The sequence below is a fragment of the Serratia sp. BFP-2025 genome, assembly GCF_050880365.1.
GTDB lineage: Bacteria > Pseudomonadota > Gammaproteobacteria > Enterobacterales > Enterobacteriaceae > Serratia > Serratia surfactantfaciens.
This window is the reverse complement of the sequence record NZ_JBPAFV010000001.1, coordinates 628,279-654,532: the sequence shown is the minus strand read 5'-3', so window position 1 is coordinate 654,532 and position 26,254 is coordinate 628,279. Positions and strand designations below refer to the sequence as shown.

Here is a 26,254-nt window from a genome sequence, read left to right as displayed (position 1 = left end):
GTGGGTCAGGCCGGAAGTTAACATAAAAAGCGAAACCGACCCATGCACGGACAATTAGCACAAAATAACAAGAACCAACGCCATAAATATCAATTCAAATAACGAACGAAAATACAGATCTCATTATTTTATCGCAGCAAAGCACAATAAATATCTTGAACCCAAGGCGTATTGGAATACAATAGTTTTTTTCGCATTGGATCAATTATTGTGAGTCAGCAGATAAGACCTTCATCTGATCGCTCGCCCGTGCGCGTAATAGCGATAACCGGCTGTGACGGCTCGGGAAAATCCACATTGGCTGCCCGTTTGGTCGGCGCCTTATCGGCGCAGGAACCGGCAGAACTGCTGTATCTCGGCCAGTCTTCCGGGCGCATCGGCGAATGGATAAGTTCGCTGCCGATTATTGGCGCGCCCTTCGGCCGTTATTTGCTGAAGAAATCGCAGCGCGTGCACGATCGCCCTTCTACGCCGCCGGATAATGCCACGGCACTGGTTATTTTTTTACTTTCCTATTGGCGCGTTTATAAATTTCGCCGCATGTTGGCGAAAAGTCGCCGGGGCGCATTGCTGATTACCGATCGTTATCCGCAGGCAGAAGTGGCGGGTTTTCGTTTCGATGGCCCGCAGCTGGCGAAAACCGCCGGCGGCAACCGCTGGATCCGCTGGCTGAGAACACGCGAGCAAAACCTGTACCAATGGATGGCGTCTTATCGGCCGTTATTATTAATTCGGCTGGATATTGACGAGCAAACGGCCTATTCACGCAAACCCGATCACTCGCTGGCGGCATTGCGTGAAAAGATCGCCGTTATCCCGCACCTGACGTTTAACGGCGCCAACATACTGGATTTAGACGGCCGCGAGCCGGCCAACCGTATTTTCGACGAGTCGCTGCGCGTCGCTCAAATATCGCTGAGGGCCGCCAATGCCTAGCCGCCAAATAACCTTTTCGTACCGAAACAGATGAATAAAAATAAACTTACCGCCGAGCCGCACGCCTCCGCCACCTGCATTACCGGGCTGATTGCCGTAGTGGGCAGCGACGGCACCGGCAAGTCCACGTTGACCGCCGATCTGGTGAAAAACCTGCAGCGGCATCGCCCCACGGAACGGCGCTACCTGGGGCTGATCTCCGGCGAAGACGGCGACAAAATCAAGAAATTGCCGTTCATCGGCGTATGGCTGGAACGGCGCCTGGCGGCCAAATCCGATAAAACTCAGCGCATGAGCAACAAGCCGCCGGCGCTGTGGGCGGCGCTGATCATGTACGGCTTTTCGCTGTGGCGCGCCGCCAACCTGCGCAAGGTGCGGCGGCTTGCGCAGAGCGGCGTGCTGGTGATCAGCGATCGCTATCCGCAGGCGGAAATATCGGGTTTTTACTACGATGGGCCAGGAATCGGCGTGGAACGCGCAAAAGGCGGTTTATTGAGCCGCCTGGCGGCGCGCGAACGCCGTTTGTATCAGCAGATGGCCGTCTATCGGCCGGAGCTGATCATTCGCCTGGATATCGATGTCGATACGGCGTTTTCCCGCAAGCCCGATCACAGCTATGACGAGCTGAAAGACAAGATTGCCGCCATGGTGCGCCTGCAATACAACGGCGCGCGCATCATCGAACTGGACGCCCGAGCCCCTTACGACGAGGTATTGAGCAACGCGCTCAACGCCATTTCCGCCGTGGTGAACGCCGCGCAGCGCCCACAGAGCGACATCGGGCAATCCGGTGAGAACGCCGGCAAAGAAACTCAGGTTTATTAAACGCATACAGGGCAAGCGCATGACTGCGGGACACAAGATGCAGAAAAATAACGATAACGGTTGGTTTGAGTCATGAAACGGTGGTTTTCCGATGGCGCGTTTCGCTCCATTTTACGTAACGCCGCCTATTTAGGTTCCGGCAGCGTGGCCAGCGCGCTGCTCGGCCTGCTGGCGCTCTCCTGCGCCGGTAAAGGCATGTCGCCTGAAATGTTCGGCGTGCTGGTGGTGATCCAGGCCTATACCAAAGCGGTCAGCGATTTCATCAAATTCCAGACCTGGCAGTTTGTGGTGCAATTCGGCACCCCGGCGCTGGAGCATCAAAATACCGGCCGCTTCCGCGACGTCGTCGCCTTCTCCTTCGGGCTGGATATCGCCAGCGGCGTCATCGCCGTGCTGGGCGGCATGGTCATGCTGCCGTTCCTGTCTCACGCCCTGGGGCTGGACAGCGAGAGCTTCTGGCTCGCCATGCTGTATTGCACGCTGATCCCGTCGATGACCTCATCCACGCCGACCGGCGTGCTGCGCGCCTTCAACCGCTTCGACTTAATCGCCATCCAGCAGGCGATCAAGCCGTTCCTGCAGGCGGTGGGCAGCGTCATCTCCTACTATTTCGATCTGGGATTCCCGGGCTTTATCGTCACCTGGTACGCCTCTAACCTGATCGGCGGCACGCTGTTCTGGTGGTTCACCGCGCGCGAACTGCGCCGCCGCGATATTCACGGCGCGCTGCGGCCGCGGCTGTTCGACGTCGCGCGCCGCATCGAGGGTGCCTGGAACTTCGTCTGGACCACCAACATCGCCCATACCATCTGGGCCGCGCGCAACTCCTGCACCACGGTGCTGGTGGGCGTGGTGCTCGGGCCGGCCGCCGCCGGGCTGTTCAAGATCGCCATGACCTTCTTCGATGCGACGGGTACCCCGGCCAAGCTGCTGGAGAAAAGCTTCTATCCGGAGATCATGCGCCTGGATCCGCGTACCAAGACGCCGTGGCTGCTGGGCCTACGCTCCTCGCTGCTGGCCGGCGGCATCGGCCTGGCCGTGGCGGTGTTGATGCTGCTGGTGGGCAAGCCGCTTATCTCCACGGTGTTCGGGCAACAATACCTGGAAGCCTATGACCTGATTCAAATCATGCTGGGCGCGATCATCGTCTCGATGATGGGCTTCCCGCAGGAATCCTTACTGTTTATGGCGGGCAAGCAGCGCGCCTTCCTGATCGCGCAGGCGACGGCCTCGGCGGCCTACATTGCGCTGCTGGTGTCGATGGCGTACGCCTTCGGCGTGCAGGGCGCCGCCTTCGCTTATTTACTTGGGCAATGTTTAGACGTTCTGTTATCCCTGATACCGACGATCGGCGCCTACCGCAATCGCTTTATGTTGGGGCTGAATGTGCCCAAAGAGAGTAATCAATGACCGCTAACACGAATTGGAAGAAGTTCTCCGCCGAAACCACCCAGGCGCTGTTTGTCGCGGTGGAAGAGGACGATCTGGTCGAGGCGAATATCAGCCTACCGCAGCAGATTGATTTGCAGTGTTCCCCCGAGAGCATCCGGGACAACTACGCGCTGTGCCTGCAGTTTTGGGAAGACGGTTTTTCCCGCCGCGAGCTGCTGCAGCTGGTGAACGGTTTCCTGCAAGACCCGCAATTGGCGGCAGCCACCCGCATGCGCTACAAATATATTCGCGCCCGCTATAAGCACCTGCGCTTCGCCCAGCAGCTGTACGGCGCCTCTCATCGCGCCAACCGCCTGTTCCACACCACCACCGTGGTGCTCGGCCATTTTCAGGACGCATTTCGCAACGGCAACCAGAAGAACCTGACGCTGTACGGCAACCTGCTGCGGCTGCTGCTCAGCAAGCCGGTGTGGTCTTACGTGCGCTATGCGCTGCGCCACACCCGGCTGGAAAGCCCACAAGGCTTTATCACCTACCGCCAGGAACAGATGCGCTCCCTGCAGACGCTGATCGCCAGCCCGGCGCTGACCGGGCATCAGTTCCACGACGTGCGCAAAATCGTCAGCCGGCAGGTGTCGTTTTACGACACGCTGAGATCGATCGATCCCGACAACCGCGAAGCCCGGCAGATCTCGCGCTTCCTGGCGGCGATTAACGGCCTGATGGGCGACCGGCACGACGTGATGGTGGCGGACAAGCTGGCCGGCGGCGATATCTATGACCGGCCGGCGACGCTGGACATCGACATCCGCCAGCGCCTGGAGCTGCTGCTGGCGCGCTTTCCGCTGTCGTTTTCCCAGCCGGCCATCGCGGCGGGCAGATAAGCGCGTTGCTCAGAGCCATGATGACGTTACGCCGCTTGCTGCCCCTCGCCCTGCTGCTGACGCCGCTGGCGGCGCCTGCGCATAACTTCGTGCATGGCAAGCCGGTGGCGCCGATCGCCATCGCCGATCGCGGCGAGCTGCTGCTGCGCGACGGCGATTTCCACTACCGGCCGTGGAACAGCGCCAAACTGGCGGGCAAGGTGCGGGTGATCCAGTACATCGCCGGGCGCACCTCGGCCAAAAAGAAGAACTCGCTGCTGATCAACGCCGTCCAGGAGGCGAACCTGCCGGGCGATCGCTTCCAGCCCACCACCATCGTCAACACCGACGACGCGATACCGGGCTCCGGCTTCTTCGTGCGCGGCAAGATAGAGAAAAACAAGCGGCATTACCCCTGGGCGCAGTTCATCGTCGACAGCGACGGGCTGGGGCGCATGGCCTGGCGGCTGCCGGAGGAGAGTTCCACCATCGTGGTGCTGGACAAGACCGGGCGCGTGCAGTGGGCGAAGGACGGCGCACTCACGCCGCAGGAAGTTGATCAGGTGATCGCCCTGCTGCGCGCCCTGATCGACCGAGAGACGCCATGACGCGCACGCCGCCGGGAGCCGATAACGCATGTCTTTGATTGAACGCTATATCACGGTTGAGATCCGCCGCCTGGTAATGATGATCGCCGGGTTTCTGATCTTCATGTTCGCCAGCTACTCCGCCCAGCGCTACCTGACCGACGCCGCCAACGGCACGCTGGCGCTGCGGGTGGTGGCCGACGTGGTTTTCTATAAATCGTTGATCGCGCTGGAGATGATATTGCCCGTCGCGCTGTATGTCTCGGTGGCGGTGGCCCTGAGCCAGATGTACAGCGATGCGGAGATCACCGCCATGCTGGCCGCCGGCGCCAGCCCGCTGCGGCTGTACAAGGCGGTGCTGATACTGGCCGTGCCGCTGGCGATAGCGGTCACGCTGCTTTCGCTGTATGGCAGACCCTGGGCGTACGCCAATATTTATCAGTTGCAGCAGCAGTCGCAATCGGTGCTGGACGTGAGCCACCTGCAGGCCGACAAATTCAACGTCAGCGGCAACGGCCGCATGATCCTCGCCAATCACGTCGATAAAACGGCCAACCACCTGACGGACGCCCTGATTTACGTACGCGGCGCCCATCACACCAACCTGTACCGCGCGCAGTCGGTGGAGGTGCTCGACGCCTCCCCCGCCAGCCCCGCCGTGCGGCTGAAAACCGGCACCGCCTACGCGCTGGATCGCCAGGGCACCGACGACAACGGGCAGAACTACGACAACTTCGACATCGCGCTCAAACCGTTCGTGCCCAGCGCCGAGTCTCGGCATAAATCGGCCTCGCCGGCGGAACTGGCACGCTCCGCCGATCCGGGTGACGCCGCCGAACTGCAATGGCGCGAAAGCCGCGGGCTGACCACCGTGCTGATGGTGCTGCTGGCGATCCCCTTTAGCCGCATCAAGCCGCGGCAGGGGCGCTACGCCGCGCTGCTGCCCCTGACGATTCTGTTTACCGTGATTTTCTATGGCGGCAACATTTGCCGCACGCTGGTGGCCAACGGCTCTCTGCCGACGATCCCCGGCGTCTGGCTGGTGCCGATAGCGATGGCTGTCGGCATTGCCCTGCTGCTGGCGCGCGACCTATCCCTGCTGCGGAAAACTGCCCGATGACCATTTTTAGCCGCTACCTGATCCGCAACGTGTTCATCGGCTTCGCCGCCGCGGCCGGGCTGCTGATCCCGCTGTTCACCACCTTCACGCTGATCAACGAGCTGGAGGACGTGACCCCGGGCGGCTACCGCTGGCAGCAGGCGCTGCTGGTGACCGTGATGACCCTGCCGCGCAGCCTGGTCGATCTGGGGCCGTTTATCGCGCTGCTCGGCGGCATCGTTGGGCTGGGCCAGCTGTCTAAAACCCTGGAGCTGACAGCGATCCGCTCCGCCGGGATGTCGATATTCCGCATTGCGCTGGTGATGCTCGCCGCCGGGCTGTTGATGAACCTCTCGCTCGGCGCTCTCGATGAATGGGCGGCCTCGCCGCTGCAGCAGCGCGCGCTGCAGATGAAGAACAACGCGCTGGCGCAGTCGAACGATAACGACGTGACCGTGAACCCGCTATGGGCGCGGCGCGGCAACGAATTTGTGACGGTAAAAACCGTCGATGAGAACGACCAGCCCTACGGCATTGAGATCTTCCGTTATCAGGCCAACCGCGCGCTGGAATCTTACATATACGCCGAAAGCGCCAGCGCCTCTGCCGACGGCAGCTGGCTGCTGCACAATGTGATGCAAAAAAGCTGGCAAGGCAGAAAAGAGACGATTGAGCGGCTAAACAGCCTGCCGTGGCGATCGCTGTTCGCCGTGCCGAGCCTGAAAGAGCTGACCCTGCCGGCGGGCAGTTTCTCGCTGCAGCAGTTGGATCGCTATATCGATTACCTGCAGGGCTCGGGGCAGCCCAGCACCGAATACCGCCTGGCGCTGTGGAAAAAACTCGGCCAGCCCCTGCTGGTGCTGGCGATGATTTTGCTGGCCATCCCGTTTACCTTCACCGCCCCGCGCGCCCCCGGCATGGGCAGCCGGTTAGCGCTCGGCGTGATCGTCGGGCTGTTGACCTACATCGCTTACCAGATCGTTCTCAACCTGGGGTTGCTGTTCGCCCTCAATGCGCCTTTCACCGCCCTCGCTCCACCGCTGCTGATTTTGGCGTTGGCGTTGGCGCTGGTTTATCGGTTTGATCGGCGGGGTTAGGGAAAGCGCTGATGCAGAGGCGTGCCTGGCATGCTTGCGGACAACGGAGAGAGTATCAAGCGGAACAATGCCATCACATACAGGGGCAAGGTTCCGCTTTGCGTGCTGAGACTCATCTGATTGGCCGCCTGGCATCAATCTTGCTGGTGCATCTCAATGTTATAGCCAAGGCTGGCAAACTTATTTATCAGCTTTTGAATAGAGCCAATACTCCATTGATTAGTCACTAGTACTATCTCACCGGAGGCAAGCTCAATGGTTTCATCATGAAATCGCTTACGCCGTGACGCAATCACATCCTGTTCAGCTTTAATAAGGCTGCGATGGATATCATCGCCAAACACGGACGCTATCGCCTGCATACCATACGGATTAGTATCCATAATCCATTCGTTCATCAGCTCATAGGCCAGATTTCTTTTATTATAAACCACACCCTTATAGATAAATTTCGAGTAATCTCTCTCTCCTTTTTCTTTGGCATCCCTGGCCTCCGTTTCTTTTCGTTTCTGTCTAACCAAGAAATCTTTTGCTTCGGGCAGTGGTATTATCTGTTCAAAATTGACCAATATCTTATCAAGGTGTAGATAAGGGCTTAACTTGAAACAGCTGACATTTAACCCGTTGTTGTTCAGCCAAAGTACCGTATTAGTCACTTCCGTAGAGAAATCAGCCGAGATCAGAACGATCCTTACCTGAGTATTGAAGTCAGCAATCTCACTTTCGTCTCGCTCACAAAACTTGAGTATCTCCTGCTCTGCGTTCTTAGCAACACCTTCTTTATCAAGATGTTTTTGGTAGCACTCCGCAGCATCATTAAACGTCATTTGTGAAACCATGGCGGCATACCTTACCGCCTGAAGCTCCATATGCGCACCTTGTTCATCCCGCTTCAGCTCAACGACAACCAGATTAAATGCCTTGTCGATACAGAGTAAATCAATTCTACGTTGACTATTTTCCCAATTGTTAAACTCTTCCTGGATTACCAGGCAATCGGGCAAAAAATCGCTCATATTCTTGGCTATTGCTGACTGAATATCCCTGCGTTCAAGGATCGATTCGCGCATAAATGTGGTTTTAGCAACCTTTTTGAATTCTTGATCTTCCAAAGTGAATAAACCCATTACTCCCTCATTATTAAATCTTAAATAGTTTAAGTTTGAAAACAATATTTCATGAATTTAATCTATCACGACGGAAGGGATTTTTCTCTTGGAAAAACAGTTGGTAGGCCTTCTGATATTAATGCAAACATGAGAAAGTTGATTATTGTTTAAATAATCAACATCAGCTCATGCGACCGCCGCTGGTCAATATCTGGTTCTGAATTAATGGCCAAGTACTTACTTCTTCCGCCCTCTGGATTTTATCGCTATGCCTCATTCCAATAAGGCGCCCTGAAATTTCACACCTTGCCGGACTTTATGACAGAGAACCATTTGAAGACTTGAGCAAAATGAATGGCCGTTCTGGTACCCAACAATAAGGCGCTGCCCGTACCGCCCCCTAACCGGCTAGGGTTTATGAACGACTATGAGTGCCTGCGCCGCCACTCATCGGCGACATCACCTAACGTCTTTGGCATGTCATTGCGTATCCATGCCATAAACTCACGATCGAAGCGAAAATCTTCTCCGCACGCCTCAACCATGAAACGACGAACGTTTTGCGTATTTTTGTAGCTTTTATCCACGATCGTGGCGCGTGTTAGCAATGTGCTATGCCAATCGATTTTCAATTTACCCACCCCTGTGAAGAGCCGTTCGATAAAGAGCTTCAACCTGGCCTGACCTATCGCACTTTTGTCACGCCCGTTTCGGCGCAAAGTGGATGTGGTGAAAAGCATAGCCCAGACCGCCGTTTCCGCGCTGTTATATGCACGGGCACATTTATAACAGGGGCGGAATGGCAACCGCCCCTGCTTGCTACGTAGAGTTAACGCAGTTCCTTCGCTATCGCGCTAAACATCAGAGATGCCTCCAGCGGTTGCGCGCTGAAAGAAGGCTCAGCCTGCGGCCAGGTGGACCACTGGACGATCACCAGATTCTCCGCCTGATTGACCATAATCATCTGGCCGAAGATCCCCAGCGCCCACAGGGAATGTTTGAGGGAAGCCTGCGGAGCAGGTTCTACGTTAGTCGCATTCACTGGCACTTCGTTGTTCCACCATTGGAATCCGTAAATGCCGTCAGGATGCGCCGCCGACACTGAGCCCGCCGCCCGCGTCCAGTTGGACGACTGGGCTACCCAATCGGCTGGCAAGATCTGTTTGCCGTTCGGCAGCGTCCCGTTATGCAGAATGAACTCACCGAAGCGCCCCCAGTCTTCCAGCGTGGCGTTGAAGCCATGCGCGCCCACGTCATGCTGGCCTTTGGCGTAGGCATGCCACACGCCGTCGCTCGCCATGCCGTAGGGCTGCCAGATGCTTTGCTCAAGATAGGCCGCCAGCGGCATACCGGTGGCGCGCTCCAGCACGTCGCCCAGCAGCCACGCGCCGCCGGAGGAGTAAGACCAGTTCTGCCCGGCCGGGTGTGCGCGGCGTAAGCCGGCCACCAGCTTGCGCACGCAGGCGTAGGTACCGGGCCTGGCTTCACACTCGGTCAGCTGCGCGAAGTCCGATTTCGGGTTGGTGTAATCCTCATTCCACGCCACGCCGGAGGTATGAGTGATCAGCTGCCTGAGGGTCACACCGTCCCACGCGGTGCCTTTGAGATCGGGTTCGTATTGTGTGATGAGATCGTCGAGCGAGCGGATCTTGCCCTGTTTAATCGCCACGCCCACCAGCGTGGCGACCACCGATTTGCCCACCGAGCGCGACGTCCACAGCGTGGCGTCGGTATTGCCCTGCCCCAGATATTTCCAGGCGATTTTGCCGTCTTTCAATACCAGCATGCCGCTGACGTTCTGGCGCTGCAGGTAATCCTGCAGGTGGTAGGTTTTGCCATTCACCCGATAACTGGCGTCGGTTAATGGTTTAGCGGAGGCCAGCAGCGGCGCAGCGTTGCCGTGATGAAACACATCCCCGGCATAGTTGCGGTAGTCGTTACGAAAACCGATCACCCGGTCGCTCTGGCTCCAGGTGAGCATCTTGTGCGTGTCCGGCAGTTGCGCATCGAAAGGCGCGGGACAGGCGCTGAGTTCGGTGCTTGCACAGGCGGCCAGCGCGGCGGGCACCAACAGGCCGCTGCAGAGACTGATGACAACGCCCGCCAGCAGGCTGCGGTTAAACACTTTGCTTTTCATATTTTTTCTCGCTTAGCTCAGGAAGGCGTTCAGCTTAAAAAAACGCGGCCTATAATAAAAAACGCCTGATAGGGGAAAATCCCCCGCAAAATCGACGGGAGAGCCGCGTGCCAAGCCTGATTTATTCCTTTGCCCAACTGGAAGCCTTCACCGCCGTGGCCGAGCACGGCAGCCTGGCGAAAGCCGCGCTCAAGCTGGGCAAAGACCGCACGACGCTGCGCGATTTGATTGATTTTCTCGAGGATGGCTTGGGCTATGCGCTGTTCCTGCGCGAGGGGCGCAGCCTGCACCTGACGCAGGAAGGCGAACAGCTACAGCGCCAGGCGCACCTGCTGATGCGGCAGGTGAAAGCGTTTGAGGCATTTGCCAAAGACGTGCCCAAGAGCGCGGCGCAGGAAATCTCGCTGGTCTACGATCCCTTTACACCCCGCGCGCTGTTGCAAGCGCTGATTGCCGCCATGGCCCAACGCAACACGCGGCTGAGTCTGATTAACGCCTCACGCGACGAAGCGGAAAGGCTGCTGGCAAGCGGCCAGGCCGATCTGGGGATCTGTCAGGCGCGCCACCGCAGCGTGGGCGACGCCATGGAGTGGCGCGCCTTAGGGGCGATAGAGATGGATTTTTACGCGTCTAAAGCGCTTTTCCCCGGCGCGGAACAACCGCTTTCGCTGCTGGAACTCTCGCTCGCGCCGCAGGTAATTATGCACCCGGATTCTGACGAACCGGTGGCGCGCCGCCTGCAAATTTCCGGGCATACAATGTTTACCAACGAGCTGGAGATGCTGCGCGCCCTGCTCGAACAGGGCTGTGGCTGGGGATTCCTGCCGACACATATGCATGCCGAACGGTGGAAAAACGTCAACACGCTGCGCACCGAAGTGGGCAGCCAAGGGATCAGCCAAACCATGGTGACCATCTGGAAGCCGGGCAATGACCGGCGGGCGTTGATTGATGAGACGTTGGCGCTGTTGCCGGGGTTGTGGCGGAAAGTTGGGGGGTGAAAAGTTGCTGCTAGATTAGCGGGGGTGTTACCGATAGTCGAGCATAGAGCTCATCGTCCACGCTGCTTTTTCGATCGTTCTTAGACGGGGATTGATGCTTCCTCCAATGAGCCCCTCAGTGCCTTAGCTCACTGCTGCTGGCGCTGGTTTATTGCTTTGATAGGCAGCATTTGAGGGGCGGCTTTGAGCGAGGAGCGGAAGCTCACTGTTATTTGTCCAATTAGTTAGGGCATCACTAACATCTGGTTCTATTAATCAAAAGGAAATAGCCAGTTGGTGGAGCAGAGTTTTGACATACTGCTCAAATCTCTATTGACCCATTTTAAACCTGTATTAATATTTTGACATATACTCACTGAAGCAGTATTAATATAGTTTTGACCTTTGACATCACTGCGTTGTCTCCAACCATTGCATACTATGTTCCATAGTTTTGCGTTACGTTAAGTAGGTATAACCAATGAAATGTGCGTTAATTTATGATTTTGATGGAACTCTAGCAGAAGGTGATTGTGCTCAACACGGACTTATGCCCGCTTTAGGAATTAATGATATTGCCTCTTTTTGGCAGTCCGTTAAACAGCGGGCCAAGAGTGATGATGGCGATGAAATATTGTCTTATCTTGGACTTCTTGCTGAGAAAGCGAGTGAGCTTGGTTCCCAAGAGTTAACTGAAGCCAACTTGAAAAGACATGGGAAATCAATCCCGTTATTCCCCGGTGTTGAAGGCTGGTTTGAGCGAATAAATGATTATGCTCAACAACACGGTTTAGAATTATACCATTACATAATTTCCAGTGGTTTAGATGCGATGATTAGAGGGACATCCATAGGCTGTGAATTTCGTGATATCTATGCATGTAAATATCATTATTCTCCTGATGGTAAATCCGTTACATGGCCAGCACAAGCAATCAATTACACTACAAAGACTCAATTTTTATTTAGAATAAACAAAGGTATTCCTAACTCATGGGATAATGCAGCCATCAATAAATTCATTGAGCCTGAGGATCGCGAGATCCCTTTCCAAAAAATGATATACTTTGGAGATGGAGACACAGACATTCCAGCAATGAAAATGGTTCGATATCAAGGCGGAGTTTCTTTGGCTGTATTTGACAATAAAAAATGGAATAATCAAACTACGCAAGAAAAAGTTGAGAAGTTAATAGCTGAAGAAAGGGCTAATTATGTTGTTCCTGCTTTGTATAATGAGGGGAGTCAATTGGATGTTACAGTAAAAGGACTGTTACAATTATTTAAGAGAAAGGGATAGCTAGGCAATGATGTCCGCTCTTGGCACTAAGCGGACAAGCTACCTAAGCTGAAGGTCCGCTGCGAGCGAGTAGCGGACATTGCCTTAAGGACTCAAAATGTTACTGGCGCGCTCTTCTGGAAGACTTACATCAAAGCATCACAAAAGCATTATGATAAGTGCTGGATATTCATCCGAATATCTAGATTTCCCTTCAAATTAATCAGAGAAGCATTATAAACATCTGTCGCCATCGAGAAACAATCTTCTTCCAAAGTTTTTTCTCGATGAGCTTTAATCATCATTTTTACTTCATCTGGAGCATGATGTGGAATTGGTATGTTTTTTATTCTTGTTGCCAAATCATTAATCGACTGAACATTGCTTTCTTCTAAGATGTTCAATTTATGCAGTTCAGATTTAGTGACATTTTTCGTGGCATTATCGAGAATAGAAAGTAATTTATCTAAAAACATATCCTTAGGTTTTTCTATCAGATTCCCACTCCTGTTTGTTACATTATCTGGAGCTAAGATTGCAAATCTACCGTTAATCACATTCCCCGCAGAGACCACATCTTCACCTCTATGAATGATAGAGTTTCTCAGTTCTCTCATATAATCCATGATTGTATTCCCTTCGGAACCTATTTCCTTTTTTATCTTTCTTTCTATTTCAAATTTGCTATTATTGAAGATCGTTTTTTTGTCTTCTATGTAATCGATAAGTGAGAAAATGGATTCAATAAGAATACCATACTGAAACCTTAACTCATCATAATTTACCGGCGACTTAAAAGTCTCTATCGCCGCTATAGACTTATTAATCTTCACTAAATACCAATTTATCGAGTTTTTTATTTCGATCATTTTTACGCTCTCTTAACAGTTATTGCGACTTAAATATAAAAGCCTCAACGTCTTCGGTGGTAAAAAAATCTTTGTTACGTAGCAACCTTCAACTAACATTATCATGGGGAATCTTACTACAACTCTACCATCTCCCCTCTAACTAACATCATGCGGATTCAGTAACATCTGCTCCTGGCACAAAGCCGTCATTAACACCTAATCTCGACCATGCGATACACCTTACCAAACTCTCCGCCAACAAAATATAGCCACATAAAATGATTCAATTCATAATTAATAAATCAACGACATTATTACCTCTATTTTTATTCCATTATTCTCCCTCCCCCCACTCCATCCCCCAACTCCCCCCTAGCACCGCCCTCGCCCTTTCCCTACAATAAGGGATCTGTTGAGGCATAACGCAAGGAAAGACGGTGTCGAAAGCCAATCCCAATGCCACTATCGTGGATATCGCCCGCCGCGCCAGGGTGACCAATATCACCGTTTCCCGCGCCTTCAATAAGCCCGAGCTGGTCAAGCCGGAAACCCGCGAGCGCATTCACGCCATCGCCAAAGAGCTGAACTATGTGCCCAACGCGTTCGCACAGGGGCTGAAAAGCAGCAGCAGCCAGATTATCGGCATCGTTACCAGCAGCATGTACAACCCGTTCTATTCCGGCCTGATCAAGACCGTGTCGCGCATTGCGCGCCAGCAGGGCTACCAGATCATGCTGTTCGACACCGACGGCAGCGAAGAGGCAGAAATGCGCGCCATTCAGGCGCTGTTCGGCTACAAGGCGCGCGGTATCATGCTGTCGGCGGTGCGCGACGACAAGCGCTACCGTCCCGCCTATCTCGAGCTGGCCGAGGTGTACGGCGTGCCGCTGATCCTGATCGACCGCGATCTTTACGATCAGCAGCTGAGCGGCGTGTTCCTCGATAACCGCGAGATCGGCGTGCTGGCCGGGCGCTATCTGGCGGAGCAGCCGGAGCAGAAGCTTTTGATCATCGGCGGCCCGGCGGATTCGGAGATTACGCTAACGCGCACCGCCGGCATCGTCGCGGCGCTACAGGGCAGCGGCCGTGAGATTCATATCATCAACGGCGACTACGATTTCACCTCGCAGGAAAGCGAGGTACGCGCCTATCTGGCGCAGCCGGAAAACCGCCCGGATTACATCATCGGCCTGAACGGCATCATCACGCTGGGCGCCATCGCCATCTGCCACGAGATGGGGCTCTATCAGCAGGTGAAGTTCTTCTCGATAGACGAACCGCCGCGCGCCGGCGCTTACGGCCTGCACATTCCGGGGGTGTATCACGATACGCAGAAACTGGGGGAGATCGCCGCGGAGCTGCTGTTCAGCGCCATTAACAGCCCGCGCGGCGAACTGCCGGTGCGCAGAGAGTTCTTCACCGGCTCGCTGTTGAATCGCTGACGGGCGCTATTGCCCGTAGTAGGCGTGTTTGCCGTGCTTGCGCAGGAAATGTTTGTCCAATAGCTCCGGCTGCATCGGGGCGATGGCCGGTGCCAGCTGGCGCGTCGCCATCGCCATGATCGCCACCTCTTCCAGCACCACCGCGTTGTGCACCGCATCCGCCGCGTCCTTGCCCCAGGCAAACGGGCCGTGGGAATAGACCAATACTCCCGGCACCTGCTGCGGATCGCGCCCCGCCTGATTGAAGGTCTCGATAATCACCTTGCCGGTTTCCCCCTCGTAATCCCCGGCGATCTCCGCCTCGCTCATCGGCCGGGTGCAGGGGATGTCGCCGTAAAAGTAGTCGGCGTGGGTGGTGCCCAGCGCCGGGATCGGCTGCCCGGCCTGCGCCCAGATGGTGGCGTTGCGGCTGTGGGTGTGCACCACGCCGCCGATATCGGCGAAGGCGCGGTACAGCGCCAGGTGGGTGGCGGTGTCGGATGAGGGCTTGCGGTGCCCTTCGCGCACCTTGCCCTCCAGATCCACCACCACCAGATCCTCCAGCGTCATCGCCTCGTAGGCGATGCCCGAAGGCTTGATTACCACCAGCCCGCTCTGGCGGTCGATCGCCGAGACGTTGCCCCAGGTAAAGGTCACCAGCCCGTATGCCGGCAGACTGAGGTTGGCGGCCAGCACCTGCCGCTTGAGTTCGTTCAGCATGCGATGCCTCCCTCATTCATTTGTTGTTCGATCCAGGCCTTGGCCTGGGCGATGCGTTGCTTATCCTGCCCGTCTTCGCGCGCCCACATCTCCAACAGGTAGGGGCCGCGATAGCCGAGCGCGTTGAGCACAGAAAAGGCGTGGGTGAAATCCACGCAGCCTTCGCCGAACGGCACGTCGCGGAACTGCCCGGCGCTGCCCGGCCCCACCGCCACGGTATCTTTGAGGTGCACGGCGGTGATGCTGCCGATGCCCAGCGCCAGCTCGGCGGCGACGTCGTTACCCCAGGCGCTGAGGTTGCCGAGATCGGGATACACCGTGAACCACGGGCTGTTGACGTGGCGGGCGATGTCGCGCCATTTGCTGATGCTGTTGATGAACGGCGTGTCCATCACCTCTACCGACAGCATCACCTGCGCCCTGGCGGCCTGCGTCGCCGCCCACTGCATGCCCTCGATAAAGCGTTCGCGGCTGTGGCGATCGGCCGGTTCGTAATAGACGTCGTAGCCCGCCAGCTGGATGTTGCGGATGCCGAGATCCGTCGCCAGTTCCAGCGCCTTGCTCATCAGCACCCGCGCCCGTTCGCGGGTGGCGGCGTCGGCGCTGCCGAACGGATCGCGCCGGTGCGCCGACAGGCACAGGCTCGGTACCGTCACCCCGCTGTCGAGCCGCGCCTGGATAAACGCCAGCCGCTGGCGGCGATCCCAGTCCAGCCGCTGTTGGCGCGCCGGCTGTTCGTCGATCGACATCTCCACGAACTCAAAGCCCAGCTCGGCGGCGGTGGCCAGCCGCTGCGGCCAGTCCAGATCGGCGGGCAGCGCCTTTTCATACAGCCCCAGACAGGCGGCGTTAGTCGTTTGCATCAGTCACCTCACTCAAAGCCTGGGCGACCGCCAGATAGCGCGCCTGCTGGGCGCGCAGGCGCCGGTGGGCGGCGGTCGCGGGATAATAACAACGCAGTTTGGGCGGCGCGGCGGCGATCGCTTCGGCGAACCCGGCGTACTCCCCGGCGCCGACGGCGGCGCACAAGGCGGCGGCGCGGCAGCCGCTCTGGCGCGTTTCCACCACCTCGAGCGGCAGGTTGCCGGCGTCGGCGTACATCTGCATCCACACCTCGGACTGCGTCGGCCCGCCGGTCATGCGCACCCGCTCGATGCGCGGGTTCAGCTGCACCATGCGTTCCTGATGGATCAGGTGCGAGAACACGATGCCCTGGTAGATCGCCTGCACCACGTCCGCCATCTCGTGGTGGGCGCTCAGGCCGATCAGCCCGCCCGGCGTGTTGCCGCCGAGGTTGGAGCCGTACAGATAAGGCAGGAACAGCAGCCCGCTGGGCTGCTCGCGGCGCTCGGCCACCCAGGCGTTGAACTGGGCGTAACGCTGCCGGTCGTCGGCGCAGAACTGGCGCAGGAACCAGGCCAGGTTGCCGGCCGAGGTCGGGCTGCCTTCGTGCACGAAATAGCGGCCGTCGATGCAATAGCGCCCCCAGGCGTAGGGGTAATCGGCGGGAATGATGCGCTCGGTCACGCAGGTGGCGATCGACCAAGTGCCCGCCACCGCGCTGAGCGTGCGATCGTCGGCCACGCCGGAGCTGAGCGCCGCGCCCACCACGTCGAACAGGCCGCCGTACACCGCAGTGCCCGCTCGCAGGCCGCACTGCGCCGCCGCAGCGGCCGTCACCCGCCCGGCCAGCTGCGCCGAGCCGATCACCGGCGCGGTCTTCTCCTGCGCCTCTTCAATGCCGAAGGCCGCCATCAGCGCCGGATCGTAAGCGCCGCTGTGCTGATTGAACAGGTTACTGCCGGAGATGTTGGTCACTTCGGCCGCCGCCTCGCCGGTGAGGCGAAAGCGCAGGTAGTCGTGCGCCATCAGGATGCGATCGACGGCGGCGTACTGCGCCGGTTGCCGCTGCTTCAGCCAGCGCAACAGCAGCGCCGGGTGGCTGGGCCACAGCGGCTGCAGGCTGCGCGGGTAGCTCTGCGCGTCCACGCCGGCGCGGCGCAGCTCAGCCGCCGTGGCCACCGCGCGGTTGTCCGAAGAGAGGATGCCGTTGCCGACCGGTTTACCGTGGCGGTCGATGGCGTACAGCCCTTTGCCGTGCGCCGAAAAGCTGACGCCGCGCACCTGCCCGGCTTCCAACCCCGCCGCATGCAGCGTCTGGTGGATCGCCGCGCACACGTCATCCCACAGCGCATCCATATTGCGTTCGCTGAAGCCCGGCTGGGCGGCAATCGCCGCGCCGTCGCGTTCGGCGATCGCCAGCTCTTCGCCGCTTGCCCGGTACAGCCCGGCCTTGATCACCGTGCCGCCGACGTCTATGCCAAGAAAGACTGCCATCGCGCCTCCTATTTGCGCCGCACGGAGCTGAGGTAGATGGCGGCCAGGATGATGCCGCCCTTCACCACGTTCTGGATATACGGCGATACGTTCATCAGATTGAGGCCGTTGTTGAGCACCCCGAGCATCATCGCCCCCACCAGCGTGCCGACGATGGCGCCGCGCCCGCCGGAGATCGCCGCCCCGCCCAGCACTACGGCAGCGATGGCGTCCAGCTCGAAGCCTTCGCCGGCGTTGGGCTGCCCGCTCATCAGGCGCGAGGTCAGCACCAGCCCGGCCAGCGCGGCGGTCAGGCCGCTGATCACGTAGACCAGCATCTTGTAGCGCGGCACGCGGATGCCGCTCAGGCGCGCCGCCTCTTCGTTGCCGCCCATTGCATAGACGTAGCGGCCGAACGGCAGCTGGTTAAGCATCAGCCAGGCCAGCAGGTACACGCCGAGCATGATCAGGATCGGCACCTGAATGCCCAGCACCGTGCCGCGGCCGAAGAAGGAGAAGACGTCGGGCAGGCCGGAGATTGGGTAGCCGCCGGTATAGAGCAGCGCCAGGCCGCGGGCGATGCCCATCGACGCCAGGGTGACGATGATCGGCGGCATGCGCAGGTAGGCGATGCAGGCGCCGTTGGCCAGGCCGAACAACGCGCCGACCGCCAACGCCGCCACCATCGCCAGCGGGATCGGCACCGCCGCCAGCATCAGCCCGGCGGCGACCGAGCCGGCCAGCGCCATCACCGGCCCCACCGAGAGATCGATGCCGCCGGTCAGGATGGCGCAGGTCATGCCCACCGCGATGATGGCGTTGATCGACACCTGGCGCGCCACGTTGGTCAGGTTGTTGACGCTGAGGAAGCTGTCGTTCAGCAGGCTCATCAATACGAACAAAATTACGAAGCCGATAAACGGCAAGACCGCCGGGTGATGCAGCAGTTTTTCCCAGCGCTTGCCGAGGCTGGGGCCGGCGGCGCGGCGCGCCACGGCGGGTTGTTCAATTCCGATCATAAGGCACTCCCGGTCGCGTGAAGCATGATGTGGTTGGATTCGATGTCGTCGTCGGTCAGCTCGGCAACGATGTGGCCGCCGCGAAACACCAGCACGCGGTCGCACACGCCGATGATCTCCGGCAGTTCGGAGGAAATCATGATGATGGAGATGCCCTGCTGGGTCAGTTGCTGCATCAGCTGGTAGATCTCGGCCTTGGCGCCCACGTCGATGCCGCGCGTCGGCTCGTCGAAGATCAGGATGTTGCAGTCGTTGTTGAGCCAGCGGGCGATCACCACCTTCTGCTGGTTGCCGCCGCTCAGGGTGCTGACGGCGGTCTCGGCGTCCGGGGTTTTCACGCCCACGGCGCGGATCAGCCGCTGCACCACGTCGCGATCCTTGCGGGCGCTGACGAAGATCTTGCCGCGCCGGTGGTGCCGGTTGAGGGTGATGTTCTGCGCCACCGAGAACGGCAGCACCAGGCCCTCGGTTTTGCGGCTCTCCGGCAGCAGGCCGATACCCTGCGCCAGCGCCTGCGCCGGAGAGCGCAGCGCCGCCGGTTGGCCGCCGAGGCTGACGCGTTTGCGGTGGCAGCGGCTGGCGCCGATCAGCGCCGAGACGGTCTCGGTGCGCCCGGAGCCCACCAGCCCGGCGAAACCAAGGATCTCGCCCTTGTGCAGCCGAAAACGGTCGGTCGCGCCGTGCTTCTCACGCTGGATCTCCGCCTCCAGCAGCACCGTCGCGGTATCGACCGGGTGCTGTTTCACCGGGAAGGCGTTTTCGATTTTGCGCCCGACCATCAGCCGCACCAGCTCTTCCACGTTGGTGTCGCCGGTGGCCAGCGTTTCGATGTAGGTGCCGTCGCGCAGCACGGTGATGCGATCGCAGATGGTGAAGATCTCGTCCAGGTGGTGCGAGATAAACACCATGCCGACGCCCAGCAGCCGCAGATCGTTCATCACGCTGAACAGGTGCTCGGCCTCGCCCGGCGTCAGCGTGGCGGTCGGTTCGTCCAGCACCAGCACCCGCGCCTCCAGCGACAGCGCCTTGGCGATCTCAACGAACTGCTGCTGCGCCACGCTCAGCTGCTCCACCGGGCAATCGAGATCGATAGCCACCGTCAGCCGCTTGAAAATCGCCTCGGCCTTGCGCCGCATCGCCCGCCGATCCAGCAGGCCCCAGCGGTTCCTGATCTCCCGGTTGAGGAAGATGTTGTCGATGGCGCTCATATAGGGAATCAACGAGAATTCCTGAAAAATAATGCCGACCCCGGCCTCGATCGCCTGGCGATAGTTGTTAAAGCGGCGCTGCTCGCCGTCGATAAAAATATCGCCCTCGTCCGGCTGATAGATACCGCACATGATTTTCACCAGCGTCGATTTGCCGGCGCCGTTTTCGCCCAGTAGGGCGTGCACCTCGCCGCGTTGAATGGCCAGATCGATGCCGTCCAGCGCCTTCACGCCGGGAAAGCTCTTTTTTATTCGCTTCAGTTCCAGTAAAGGTGTCACCGCATTGCCCTCCGCGCCGAACGCCCCGCCGCAGCGGGGCGAACCCGGCCGCTGTTACCAGCTAAAGCCGGCCGCATTGCTGCGGTCGATCAGCTTCACTTTGACCGGCACGGTTTTCGGCACCGTGGCGCCCCAGTAGCGGGCCAGCGCAATGCCGAGCGCAATGCGCAGCTGGTCGCGTGGGAACTGCGCCGAGGTGGCGATGAACGGCGAATTCGGCTTGAGGATCTCTTTGATGGCTTCCGGCTGGCCGTCGACGCTCACCAGCTTGACCTTGGCGCCGTTGCTTTCGATCGCCGCCAAGGCGCCGAGCGCGCCGACGTCGTTGACGCTGAAGATGCCCGCCAGATCCGGCGCCGACTGCAGCATGTTTTCGGTCACGGTCAGCGCGGTGTCACGCTCCTGCTTGCCGTTTTGCTTGGTGACGATCTTGATGTCGGGGTATTTTTTCATCGCCGCTTCAAAGCCACGCACGCGCTCCAGGATCGGCACCACCGGGATGCCGTCGAGGATCGCCACCTTGCCTTTGCCACCCAGCGCTTTCGCCAGGTACTCGCCAGCCTGGAAGCCGGCGTCGTAGTTTTCCGAGCCGACGAACGAGTCGAGCGGCCCTTCCGCCTGCGCGTCGATCGCCACCACCACCGCGCCGGCCTTATGGGCGGAGATCACCGCCGACTGCACCCCCACCGAATCGGTCGGGTTGATCAGCAGGATGTCCACCTTCTTCTGCAGCATGTCTTCCACGTCGCCGATCTGTTTGGCGACGTCATGGCGCGCATCGGCCACGTACACCTTGGCGCCGATATCCGCCGCCGCCTGATCCAGCGCCTGCTTCATGGTGACGAAGTAGTCGTTGTTCATTTCCTGGAACGACATACCGATAGTGATTTGCTTGGCCAGCGCCCCATGGCTGGCCGCCAACATTCCACCGGCGACGATAAAAGGCAGGGTCTTTTTGAATAATGAAAACATAGCCAATTCTCCTGTAGGGAAGCTTCTTGTTGTGGTTATCAGAGCAACAGCATGTCTTTACGTTTGGCCGACCGGCCGGCCCCCCATTGCGAGCGGGCCGGCGATCGTGACTGCAACAGCGGTACGGCGGGAGGGTCAGGGAACCAGGATCACCTTGATGGAGTCGGTCGAGTCCGCCAGGGCGAAGGCTTCGTCCCAGTCGTTCAATGAATAGCTGTGGGTCACCACGCCGCTTGAGGTCACCAGCCCGCGCTCGAACAGATCGATGGCGATCTCATAGCTGTAGGGCGCCAGGTGCGCGCCGCGAATGTCCAGCTCCTTGCGATCGCCGATGATCGACCAGTCGACGGTGGTTTCCTTGCCGAACACGCTGAACTCCACGAAGCGGCCCAGCTTGCGGATCATCTGCAGCCCCTGGGTGACGCCGATCGGCGCGCCGGTGGCCTCGATGTAGACGTCGCAGCCGTAGCCGCCGGTCAGCGATTTGACGATCTGGTCGGCGTCTTCCTTCAGCGGGTTGATCACCACGTCGGCGCCAAACTCCTTCGCCAGCGCCAGCCGCTCGTCGATGGCGTCGATCACGATCAGTTTCTTCGGCGTTTTCAGGCGCGCCACCTGCACCATGCACAGCCCGAGCGGCCCGGCACCGGCCAGCACCACCACGTCGTCCAGCTGAATGTCGCCGCGCGCCACGGTGTGGATGGCGCAGGCCATCGGTTCGATCAAGACCGCGTCTTCATGGCTCAGGCTTTCCGGGATCTTGTGCACGATGGCGTTCTCGGAAAAGCGCATGTATTCCGCCATACCGCCTTCCGCCACGTCTTTCTGGAAGCCGTAAATGTTGTGCGTCTCACACATCCAGTAGCTGCCGGATTTGCAGTAACGGCACTCCCAGCACGGTACGATCTGCTCAGCGATCACCCGCTCGCCGATCCGGTATTTGCCTTCCGCGCCCTCGCCCAGCGCGGCGATGCGGCCGTAGAACTCGTGCCCCGGCACCACCGGCGGTTTGACCCACGGATTCTCTCCCCAAAACATCTGCGCGCCGTTCTTGCACTTGCAGTCGCCGGCGCAGATGCCGCAGCCTTCCACCTTGATCACCAGCTCGCGCGCCTTCGGCAGCGGCGTGGGCACCTGTTCGAAACGATAATCCTGCGGGCCGTGGCAAACGACCGCGCGCATTTTTTCCGGCAACTGACTCATCCACTCCTCCAATACACTCGTTAAATACTTGAAAAATCTAAATGTTGACGTTGTCATTTTTATCTAACAAAAAACAAAAAACGCTATAAAGTGATAAATTTCAATTGATTAATCATCAAATATCCAGGAAAACTCAAAATGACAACGTGAACATAGAGCGACATATAACCAAAGCTGCAAAAATAATTATTTGAGCAAAATCACATATCGTTAACATTGCGGCTAAAAATGCTACAAATGCGGATCGCGATCCCATTTACGGGATCGGCGATCCAGGCAGATCCGCTAAATCAGCAGGCGCACGCGATCGTAGATCTGGCGATCCTCCGGCCGCGACGATCGCACCTGCTGGCGCAGGGTGCGTACCAGCGTGTCGATAAACGCGTGGGCGGCGGCGCTCAGAATGCTGTTGCGCCGGGTGACGATATTCAGCTGCGCCGGTTGGCAGCTCTCCCGCAGCGCCAGCGGCTGCACGCGGGAGGCAAACTGCGGCAGCGCGGCGATCGGCCGCGGGCACCAGGTACACATCTCGGCGGACTCCACCAACGCCTGCAGCATGCCGAACGAATGCGCCTGGATAATGCGCTGGCGCGGCAGGCGCGCGCCGTGGCGGTGGAACACTTCGTCGAGCAGCGCATCGAAACTTTCCTGGGTATAGCTCATCACCCAATCCTGCTCCAGCAGCTGAAGCAGCGAGGTGCTGTGCGCCAGCGGGTGGCCGCGCCGCACCATGTACGCCGTTTCATACTCCAGCAGCGGCTCGCAATGAAACTCCTGCGGCGCCGACGACGCCGGCAGCGGCGTGATGGCGAAATCCATCGTGCCCTCGCGCAGCTGCGACTGAGCGTTGGCCATCAGGCTTTCCGACAGTTCCAGCCGCACCGCCGGCACCTTGCCGCGAAACGCCATCACCGCCGGCGGCAGCACCGTCAACATCAGCCAGGGGGTAATCGCCGCCTTGACCAGATCCGCCGCACTCCCGCGCAGCGCCGCCATTTCGCCCTGCGCCTGCTCCAGTTGGTTGAGCACCAGCCGCGCGTGCGCCAGCAAGGTTTTGCCGTAAGGGGTGAAGCCCAGCCCGGTCGGCGTGCGGATCAGCAGCGGCAGCGCCTGCTCCTGTTCCAGTTCGCGCAGCGCGCGGGTCACCGCCGCCTGCGACAGCCCCAGATGCCGCGCCGCCGCGCGAATGCTGCCGCTGTCGGCGCTGGCCACCAGCGCCTGCAGTTGATGCAGTTTCATGTTTACCTCCTGACAATCACAGGTTGTCAGCATAACCGAACGGCGGCTACCCGACAAAAACGGAGTTTGCTAGTCTCGATACCAACCTCTCTGCCCCGTTTACCGCCCGTTAGCCGGGGCCCTTTGCCGGAGATCGTGATGATGCATTCACTGATACTGCCTGATATCGCCGCCGTTCATGATGAGATGGTCGCCCTTCGCCGCCACCTTCACGCCCACCCGGAATTGGGATTCCAGGAGTTCGCCACCTCGGATCTGGTGGCGCGGCGGCTGGAGGAATGGGGTTACCGCGTCACGCGCGGCGTAGGACAAACCGGCGTTGTCGCCACACTGCAGCGCGGGCCGGGAAAATCGCTCGGCATTCGCGCCGACATGGACGCCCTGCCGATCGCCGAAACCACCGAGCTGCCTTACGCCAGCACCCATGCCGGGGTGATGCACGCCTGCGGCCACGACGGGCACACCGCCATGCTGTTGGCGGCGGCGCGCTATCTGGCGCGGCAGCCGAACTTCAGCGGCACCCTGCACCTGATCTTTCAGCCAGCGGAAGAAGGCGGCGGCGGCGCCAGAGTGATGATCGAAGACGGCCTGTTTGAGCGCTTCCCCTGCGACGCGGTGTTCGCCATGCACAACGTGCCCGGCTTCCCCACCGGTCACCTGGGCTTCGCCAGCGGCCCCTTGATGTGCTCGGCCGACACGGTGCACATCACCCTGCACGGCCACGGCGGCCACGGCGCGGTGCCGCAGAGCACCGTCGATCCAGTGGTGGCCTGCGCGGCCATCGTCATGAGCCTGCAAACCATCGTGGCGCGCAATATCGATCCGCAGGAAACGGCGATCGTCACCGTGGGGGCGATGCAGGCCGGTCAGGCCGCCAACGTGATCCCGGCGACCGCCACCCTGACGCTCAGCGTGCGCGCGCTGACGGCGGCGGTGCGCGCGCGGCTGGAGCAGCGCATCACCGAGCTGGTCACGGCGCAGGCCGCCAGCTTCGGCGCCCGCGCGGAGATCGACTACCAACACGGCTATCCGGTGCTGGTGAACCACCCGGCAGAAACCGAGCTGGCGCGCGCCGTGGCGCTGGAGTGGGCCGGAGAGGGCCGGGTGATCCCCACGCTGCGGCCGTTCACCGCCAGCGAAGATTTCGCCTTTATGCTGGAGAAGTGCCCGGGCAGTTACATCTCAATCGGCAACGGCCCCGCCACGCCGGGCAATGCCCTGCACAACCCCGGCTATGACTTCAACGACGACAGTCTGTCGCTGGGCGCCACCTACTGGGTCAAATTGGTCGAGCGCTTTTTGGCTCGCCCTGCGGTTTAATCGCCAACGCTGAGGAAATGACATGAAAACCATCAAAGGGCTGTTGTTGTTGCTGCCGCTGGCCGCGAGTTTTCCCGCGCTGAGCGGTGAATTCAGCGGCAAAGTGATCAAGTTGGGCATCGATCCCACCTTTCCGCCGCTGGAATATAAAAACCCGCAGGGCAAGCTGACCGGCTTCGGCGTCGATATCGCCCAGGCGCTGTGCGACCAGATGCAAGCCAGGTGCGTGTGGGTGGAAAGCAGCTGGGACGGCATGATCCCCGGCCTGCAGGCAAAGAAGTTCGACGCTATCGCCTCGTCGATGACCATCACGCCGCAGCGCCGGCAGCAGATCGCATTCTCCAGCAAAGTCTCGAACGCCCCGGCGCGGCTGGTGGCGCATAAGGGCAGCGACCTGCAGCCTACCGCCGCCTCGCTGAAGGGCAAATCCGTCGGCGTGCAGCAAGGCTCCAGCCAGGAGGCCTACGCCAACGCGCTGTGGCGCCCAGCCGGCGTTAACGTGGTCGCCTACCAAAGCCAGCAGGAGGTGAACGAAGATCTGGCCAACGGCCGCCTGGATGCGTCGCTGCTGGCCAGCGTCAGCGCCAGCGAGTTCTTCAAAACGCCCGGCGGCAAAGACTTCGCCTTTATCGGCGCCGAGCTGACCGACAGCAAATACTTCGGCGTCGGCGACGGCATCGGGGTGCGCAAAGAGGATACCGCACTGCTGAACGCCTTCAACGACGCGCTGCAGGCGATCCGCGCCAATGGCACTTACAAGAAAATCAATGACAAGTATTTCGACTTCGACATGTACGGCGCGGAGCAGTAACAAACGTTCCCTTGCGGTCACCTGCCGATCGGGCAGGATGGGGAGGCGCCTTCGGCCGCCGGGGAACGCCCCAACGAAAACGGCAGTGTTAGCAGGTGGGATAGCGATACGGGCCAGGCAGGACGCCCGGCCCGATAAGGCGATTTACTTCACTTCGCCCATCGCCTTCAGCTTTTTGGACAGCTCGCGGCGTTCTTTGGACAGATCGGCATTTTTGATGATGTAGTCATCAACGCGATCTTCGTAGTCGCTGCGCATGTTGGCGATGATGCCCTGAATGTCTTCAATGCTCATGCCGGGCTTGATGTACTCACTCAGGTTGTCGAGCAGCAGCACGCGCTTCTGGTTATCACGAATTTTCTTTTCGTTGTCGACGATCTCGCGTTGCAGTTTGTTTTTGCGGCGGAACATACGCACAAACTCCAGCACGTCCTGGAAACTCGGCTTATTTGCATTATCCATCTTTATACCCTTGCTTTAGTAATACACAGATTCATTTGCTTACGGCCACATGGCACCAAGATACAGGTTTGTGGCGGTCCGGCACAACAGTGATTGCCTTATCTTACCCACTTTGCCCCGGCGGCCAAA

Annotated in this window: 25 protein-coding genes; 12 read left to right on the top strand and 13 right to left on the bottom strand. The window is 59.1% G+C overall.

Annotated elements, in window-relative coordinates:
• Positions 1–210 precede the first annotated feature (210 nt).
• The 7 genes from ACRAWE_RS03105 to lptG all read left to right on the top strand — a co-directional run bounded on the left by ACRAWE_RS03105 (position 211) and on the right by lptG (position 6,799).
• Positions 211–936, top strand: a complete 726-nt coding sequence (locus tag ACRAWE_RS03105; protein ID WP_432524754.1) for a hypothetical protein — start codon at positions 211–213, stop codon at positions 934–936.
• Positions 937–966: 30 nt separating this feature from the next.
• Positions 967–1,761: a hypothetical protein gene (locus ACRAWE_RS03100; RefSeq protein ID WP_432524752.1), complete on the top strand. Its 795-nt coding sequence runs from the start codon at positions 967–969 to the stop codon at positions 1,759–1,761.
• A gap of 72 nt (positions 1,762–1,833) precedes the next feature.
• A complete protein-coding gene (locus ACRAWE_RS03095) occupies positions 1,834–3,171 on the top strand; it encodes a lipopolysaccharide biosynthesis protein (RefSeq protein WP_019453576.1) in 1,338 nt (445 codons plus the stop codon).
• Positions 3,168–4,037 (top strand): hypothetical protein, encoded by an 870-nt coding sequence (locus tag ACRAWE_RS03090; protein ID WP_198636366.1) that lies wholly within the window; start codon positions 3,168–3,170, stop codon positions 4,035–4,037. Before ACRAWE_RS03095 ends, ACRAWE_RS03090 begins: the two co-directional genes overlap by 4 nt.
• Before the next feature lie 20 nt (positions 4,038–4,057).
• Positions 4,058–4,624, top strand: a complete 567-nt coding sequence (locus ACRAWE_RS03085; protein WP_432525559.1) for a YtfJ family protein — start codon at positions 4,058–4,060, stop codon at positions 4,622–4,624.
• A 28-nt stretch (positions 4,625–4,652) separates the two neighbouring features.
• Complete coding sequence (lptF, locus tag ACRAWE_RS03080) at positions 4,653–5,723, top strand: LPS export ABC transporter permease LptF (RefSeq protein WP_063919714.1); 1,071 nt, start codon at positions 4,653–4,655, stop codon at positions 5,721–5,723.
• A complete protein-coding gene (lptG, locus tag ACRAWE_RS03075) occupies positions 5,720–6,799 on the top strand; it encodes an LPS export ABC transporter permease LptG (protein WP_432524749.1) in 1,080 nt (359 codons plus the stop codon). The genes lptF and lptG overlap by 4 nt, the downstream gene beginning before the upstream one ends.
• A 134-nt stretch (positions 6,800–6,933) precedes the next feature.
• On the opposite strand, the gene ACRAWE_RS03070 is transcribed toward lptG, so the two are convergent.
• The 3 genes from ACRAWE_RS03070 to ACRAWE_RS03060 all read right to left on the bottom strand — a co-directional run bounded on the left by ACRAWE_RS03070 (position 6,934) and on the right by ACRAWE_RS03060 (position 10,045).
• Positions 6,934–7,926 carry a hypothetical protein gene (locus ACRAWE_RS03070; RefSeq protein WP_141967758.1) on the bottom strand — a complete coding sequence of 331 codons (993 nt, stop codon included), beginning with the start codon at positions 7,924–7,926 and terminating at the stop codon, positions 6,934–6,936.
• Between the two features lie 407 nt (positions 7,927–8,333).
• Positions 8,334–8,540: a DUF6434 domain-containing protein gene (locus ACRAWE_RS03065; protein WP_432525558.1), complete on the bottom strand. Its 207-nt coding sequence runs from the start codon at positions 8,538–8,540 to the stop codon at positions 8,334–8,336.
• A gap of 197 nt (positions 8,541–8,737) precedes the next feature.
• Positions 8,738–10,045, bottom strand: coding sequence for a serine hydrolase (locus ACRAWE_RS03060; RefSeq protein ID WP_432524747.1), 1,308 nt, complete (start codon positions 10,043–10,045; stop codon positions 8,738–8,740).
• Positions 10,046–10,152: 107 nt separating this feature from the next.
• On the opposite strand from ACRAWE_RS03060, the gene ACRAWE_RS03055 reads away from it, so the two are divergent.
• Complete coding sequence (locus ACRAWE_RS03055; RefSeq protein ID WP_432524745.1) at positions 10,153–11,046, top strand: LysR family transcriptional regulator; 894 nt, start codon at positions 10,153–10,155, stop codon at positions 11,044–11,046.
• A gap of 460 nt (positions 11,047–11,506) precedes the next feature.
• Positions 11,507–12,325 (top strand): haloacid dehalogenase-like hydrolase, encoded by an 819-nt coding sequence (locus ACRAWE_RS03050; RefSeq protein WP_432524743.1) that lies wholly within the window; start codon positions 11,507–11,509, stop codon positions 12,323–12,325.
• A 149-nt stretch (positions 12,326–12,474) separates the two neighbouring features.
• Here the strand turns inward: ACRAWE_RS03050 and ACRAWE_RS03045 are convergent, their stop codons facing one another.
• The gene (locus ACRAWE_RS03045) at positions 12,475–13,173 is read right to left on the bottom strand and encodes a hypothetical protein (protein ID WP_432524741.1); all 699 of its coding nucleotides are present in this window, start codon (positions 13,171–13,173) and stop codon (positions 12,475–12,477) included.
• Between the two features lie 419 nt (positions 13,174–13,592).
• Between ACRAWE_RS03045 and ACRAWE_RS03040 the strand changes: the two genes are divergently transcribed.
• On the top strand, positions 13,593–14,597 hold the full coding sequence (locus ACRAWE_RS03040) for a LacI family DNA-binding transcriptional regulator (RefSeq protein WP_432524739.1): 1,005 nt from the start codon (positions 13,593–13,595) through the stop codon (positions 14,595–14,597).
• Between the two features lie 6 nt (positions 14,598–14,603).
• Here the strand turns inward: ACRAWE_RS03040 and araD are convergent, their stop codons facing one another.
• From araD to ACRAWE_RS03000, 8 genes are all read right to left on the bottom strand, one after another.
• Entirely contained in the window at positions 14,604–15,296 is a 693-nt protein-coding gene (araD, locus tag ACRAWE_RS03035; RefSeq protein ID WP_033632583.1) for an L-ribulose-5-phosphate 4-epimerase, read from the bottom strand.
• Complete coding sequence (locus ACRAWE_RS03030) at positions 15,290–16,159, bottom strand: L-ribulose-5-phosphate 3-epimerase (RefSeq protein ID WP_432524736.1); 870 nt, start codon at positions 16,157–16,159, stop codon at positions 15,290–15,292. The genes araD and ACRAWE_RS03030 overlap by 7 nt, the downstream gene beginning before the upstream one ends.
• Entirely contained in the window at positions 16,146–17,633 is a 1,488-nt protein-coding gene (locus tag ACRAWE_RS03025; RefSeq protein WP_211129744.1) for an FGGY-family carbohydrate kinase, read from the bottom strand. The genes ACRAWE_RS03030 and ACRAWE_RS03025 overlap by 14 nt, the downstream gene beginning before the upstream one ends.
• 8 nt (positions 17,634–17,641) lie before the next feature.
• Positions 17,642–18,631, bottom strand: a complete 990-nt coding sequence (locus ACRAWE_RS03020; RefSeq protein WP_164114325.1) for an ABC transporter permease — start codon at positions 18,629–18,631, stop codon at positions 17,642–17,644.
• On the bottom strand, positions 18,628–20,118 hold the full coding sequence (locus tag ACRAWE_RS03015; RefSeq protein ID WP_432524733.1) for a sugar ABC transporter ATP-binding protein: 1,491 nt from the start codon (positions 20,116–20,118) through the stop codon (positions 18,628–18,630). Before ACRAWE_RS03015 ends, ACRAWE_RS03020 begins: the two co-directional genes overlap by 4 nt.
• Positions 20,119–20,172: 54 nt before the next feature.
• Positions 20,173–21,090 (bottom strand): ABC transporter substrate-binding protein, encoded by a 918-nt coding sequence (locus ACRAWE_RS03010; protein WP_015378502.1) that lies wholly within the window; start codon positions 21,088–21,090, stop codon positions 20,173–20,175.
• Positions 21,091–21,225: 135 nt separating this feature from the next.
• Complete coding sequence (locus ACRAWE_RS03005) at positions 21,226–22,293, bottom strand: erythritol/L-threitol dehydrogenase (protein ID WP_004935601.1); 1,068 nt, start codon at positions 22,291–22,293, stop codon at positions 21,226–21,228.
• A 285-nt stretch (positions 22,294–22,578) separates the two neighbouring features.
• Positions 22,579–23,532 carry a LysR family transcriptional regulator gene (locus ACRAWE_RS03000; RefSeq protein WP_432524731.1) on the bottom strand — a complete coding sequence of 318 codons (954 nt, stop codon included), beginning with the start codon at positions 23,530–23,532 and terminating at the stop codon, positions 22,579–22,581.
• Positions 23,533–23,670: 138 nt separating this feature from the next.
• Between ACRAWE_RS03000 and ACRAWE_RS02995 the strand changes: the two genes are divergently transcribed.
• Positions 23,671–24,852, top strand: coding sequence for a M20 aminoacylase family protein (locus tag ACRAWE_RS02995; RefSeq protein ID WP_432524729.1), 1,182 nt, complete (start codon positions 23,671–23,673; stop codon positions 24,850–24,852).
• 22 nt (positions 24,853–24,874) lie between these two features.
• Positions 24,875–25,663, top strand: coding sequence for an ABC transporter substrate-binding protein (locus ACRAWE_RS02990; protein WP_154746527.1), 789 nt, complete (start codon positions 24,875–24,877; stop codon positions 25,661–25,663).
• Positions 25,664–25,807: 144 nt separating this feature from the next.
• On the opposite strand, the gene tmaR is transcribed toward ACRAWE_RS02990, so the two are convergent.
• Entirely contained in the window at positions 25,808–26,125 is a 318-nt protein-coding gene (gene tmaR, locus ACRAWE_RS02985; RefSeq protein WP_004935612.1) for a PTS system regulator TmaR, read from the bottom strand.
• Positions 26,126–26,254: the final 129 nt, after the last annotated feature.

Coding starts and splice junctions, on each gene's coding strand:
- ACRAWE_RS03100 (WP_432524752.1), top strand. CDS start 967: ATGAATAAAAATAAACTTACCGCCGAGCCGCACGCCTCCGCCACCTGC.
- ACRAWE_RS03095 (WP_019453576.1), top strand. CDS start 1,834: ATGAAACGGTGGTTTTCCGATGGCGCGTTTCGCTCCATTTTACGTAAC.
- ACRAWE_RS03090 (WP_198636366.1), top strand. CDS start 3,168: ATGACCGCTAACACGAATTGGAAGAAGTTCTCCGCCGAAACCACCCAG.
- ACRAWE_RS03085 (WP_432525559.1), top strand. CDS start 4,058: ATGACGTTACGCCGCTTGCTGCCCCTCGCCCTGCTGCTGACGCCGCTG.
- lptF (WP_063919714.1), top strand. CDS start 4,653: ATGTCTTTGATTGAACGCTATATCACGGTTGAGATCCGCCGCCTGGTA.
- lptG (WP_432524749.1), top strand. CDS start 5,720: ATGACCATTTTTAGCCGCTACCTGATCCGCAACGTGTTCATCGGCTTC.
- ACRAWE_RS03070 (WP_141967758.1), bottom strand. CDS start 7,926: ATGGGTTTATTCACTTTGGAAGATCAAGAATTCAAAAAGGTTGCTAAA.
- ACRAWE_RS03060 (WP_432524747.1), bottom strand. CDS start 10,045: ATGAAAAGCAAAGTGTTTAACCGCAGCCTGCTGGCGGGCGTTGTCATC.
- ACRAWE_RS03050 (WP_432524743.1), top strand. CDS start 11,507: ATGAAATGTGCGTTAATTTATGATTTTGATGGAACTCTAGCAGAAGGT.
- ACRAWE_RS03045 (WP_432524741.1), bottom strand. CDS start 13,173: ATGATCGAAATAAAAAACTCGATAAATTGGTATTTAGTGAAGATTAAT.
- araD (WP_033632583.1), bottom strand. CDS start 15,296: ATGCTGAACGAACTCAAGCGGCAGGTGCTGGCCGCCAACCTCAGTCTG.
- ACRAWE_RS03030 (WP_432524736.1), bottom strand. CDS start 16,159: ATGCAAACGACTAACGCCGCCTGTCTGGGGCTGTATGAAAAGGCGCTG.
- ACRAWE_RS03025 (WP_211129744.1), bottom strand. CDS start 17,633: ATGGCAGTCTTTCTTGGCATAGACGTCGGCGGCACGGTGATCAAGGCC.
- ACRAWE_RS03020 (WP_164114325.1), bottom strand. CDS start 18,631: ATGATCGGAATTGAACAACCCGCCGTGGCGCGCCGCGCCGCCGGCCCC.
- ACRAWE_RS03010 (WP_015378502.1), bottom strand. CDS start 21,090: ATGTTTTCATTATTCAAAAAGACCCTGCCTTTTATCGTCGCCGGTGGA.
- ACRAWE_RS03005 (WP_004935601.1), bottom strand. CDS start 22,293: ATGAGTCAGTTGCCGGAAAAAATGCGCGCGGTCGTTTGCCACGGCCCG.
- ACRAWE_RS03000 (WP_432524731.1), bottom strand. CDS start 23,532: ATGAAACTGCATCAACTGCAGGCGCTGGTGGCCAGCGCCGACAGCGGC.
- ACRAWE_RS02995 (WP_432524729.1), top strand. CDS start 23,671: ATGATGCATTCACTGATACTGCCTGATATCGCCGCCGTTCATGATGAG.
- ACRAWE_RS02990 (WP_154746527.1), top strand. CDS start 24,875: ATGAAAACCATCAAAGGGCTGTTGTTGTTGCTGCCGCTGGCCGCGAGT.
- tmaR (WP_004935612.1), bottom strand. CDS start 26,125: ATGGATAATGCAAATAAGCCGAGTTTCCAGGACGTGCTGGAGTTTGTG.